At 42.5% G+C, this 2,086-nt stretch carries 2 protein-coding genes; both read right to left on the reverse strand.

Annotated features, from left to right (window positions below):
- Positions 1–382: 382 nt before the first annotated feature.
- Complete coding sequence (locus AACQ17_RS09560) at positions 383–1,075, reverse strand: oxidative stress defense protein (RefSeq protein ID WP_170935189.1); 693 nt, start codon at positions 1,073–1,075, stop codon at positions 383–385.
- Positions 1,076–1,177: 102 nt separating this feature from the next.
- Positions 1,178–2,074, reverse strand: coding sequence for a LysR family transcriptional regulator ArgP (locus AACQ17_RS09565; protein WP_017045436.1), 897 nt, complete (start codon positions 2,072–2,074; stop codon positions 1,178–1,180).
- Positions 2,075–2,086: the final 12 nt, after the last annotated feature.

The following is a 2,086-nucleotide window of genomic DNA, read 5'->3' on the forward strand; positions in this document are numbered from 1 at the left end:
GGCTTCGACTAAGCAAATCAATAATGGAACCGACCTGAGCTTTCAACCCCCGATACTGTCGCTCACTTTCATTGAGTTGATCAAACGCATCCGCTACCGTGTTTTGCGTTGCGTTGTCTTTCACTTCTTGGTAGCGCTGATAGTAATACCCAGTCACTATTGCGCTGAATAAGAAACAAATGATGAGAAGGATGCTGATTATTTTTGTGTATCTCATGACTTGTCTAAATATTAACCCTAAATAGTGATGAGCGGATTATAGCATCTTAAAAAATAGACAAAACAAAAAGCTACCGATTAATAATACAATCAATTTATGGAAGTAAAAGCTCGTTTTTATCCATTTTAAATTAACTCATTAATCAGTAGCTTAGGTAAGGGCTTAGTTGTTTAATTGATAGACTACGTCCACCCTATCGCGAATAATAAGCGTCGAGTCTTGGTAACTATTAGATTCAGATTTTGCATCCATTGCCATAGCACGCATCATAATCGGCTGCACGCTGGGCGAGTTGTAGTCTATCTGCCACACATCACCTAATTTCAACTTAAATCCTTCCGCCAATGATAGTGCTTTGGTATTCGCATCTTGAATCGCCGCTAGCCGAGCTTGTTGCTGGTATTGCTCTTGATTCCGAACTTTAAGTTGGATATTGTCGACTTGGTTAATGCCCTCACCGAGCGCTACATCAAGGTATTGATTAAGCTGGCTTAAATCTTCAACCTCAACCGTGACACTTCTTGTTGCTTGATAACCCACTAACTCAGGCTTGCCGGACTTAGGGTAGTGATATTGAGGGGCAAGGTAGAGATTTGAACTCGATATTTGTTGGGAAGTCACACCGGATTCTTTCAAACGCGCCACAAATGCTTCTACCACTTTGTCGACCGCTCTTTTTGCCTGCTCCGCCGTCAGCGTTGATTCAACCACTTTAACTGAAAACTCAGCCATATCAGGTGCCGCAACGACTTCACCATAACCTGTCGTTGAAAGATGAGGAAAATTGATTTCCTGCGCCATAGAACCAAAACTGAGCAATCCAGATAATAGCGTTACACTTGTCATTAATTTCATGGGAGTTACCTTACTCAAATGGGTGAATACATCATAGGCGATACTCTATATAAGCACAGTTAATAGCTTATGAAATGACACAACTTTGACGTTGAACTTTTGTCATTGCGGCAACACTTGGCGAGCATATTGAACGATGGCCTGAGAAATTTCCTGTAATATTCCCGTTTCTAACTGCCAATGATGCCAATAAATACGGTTGGTTAAAATGAACCCTGGTGTAATGTCGGTAAGCGTGCCTATTTCGAGCTCTTGTGCTATCTGTAAGCGAGGGATCAAACAATACGCCGCACCGGATAGGGCTAATTTAACAAAAGCTTCTGAACTACCCACGGTATGGTTTATGACGGCATCTCTTGGCACATTGAAGTGATCATGCAAATATTTTTTATGCAGATCATCATACTGATCATACGATACCGCTGGTGCTTTTTTTAAAGTATGAAAGTTCACACCTTGAGAGAAATAACGCTGATAAAACTCCGGGCTGGCAACACACACATAGTCCATTCGGCCTAAGTAGTCAGCATGACAACCAGGAATGGCTTGCGATTCTAAGCTTATTGCGCCAGCTACTTCGCCATTTTTAATTTTTTCGATCGTACGTGACTCACCGAAAACCGTCAGGTTCAACTCAACTTGCCGCGTTTTCATCGTATTCGATAACGCAGGAAGTAACCAAGTAGCCAAACTGTCCGCATTAGTGGCAATAGCTATTGAAACGGGCCGCGTATTCTCCTCATTCATCAATTCAGGCACCAGTTCATTTTCAAGCAAACACACCCTACGATACAGCCCTAGCAATTTTTTTCCCACCAGCGTTGGCCTTGGTGGCTGCTCTCGAATCAGGACCGGTTGGGCGATAAATCTCTCTAATTGCTTGATTCTTTGAGAAATAGCCGATTGTGAAATATAGAGATTTTCAGCGGCTCGTTCAAAGCTTCCTTGTTGCAGAACCGCATCTAATGCCTCAATCCATTTGTAATCTAGCCCTCTCATCCAAGGCTCCTT

It is taken from the genome of Vibrio sp. V10_P2A27P122, assembly GCF_963874335.1.
In the GTDB taxonomy this organism is placed as follows: Bacteria; Pseudomonadota; Gammaproteobacteria; order Enterobacterales; family Vibrionaceae; genus Vibrio; species Vibrio anguillarum.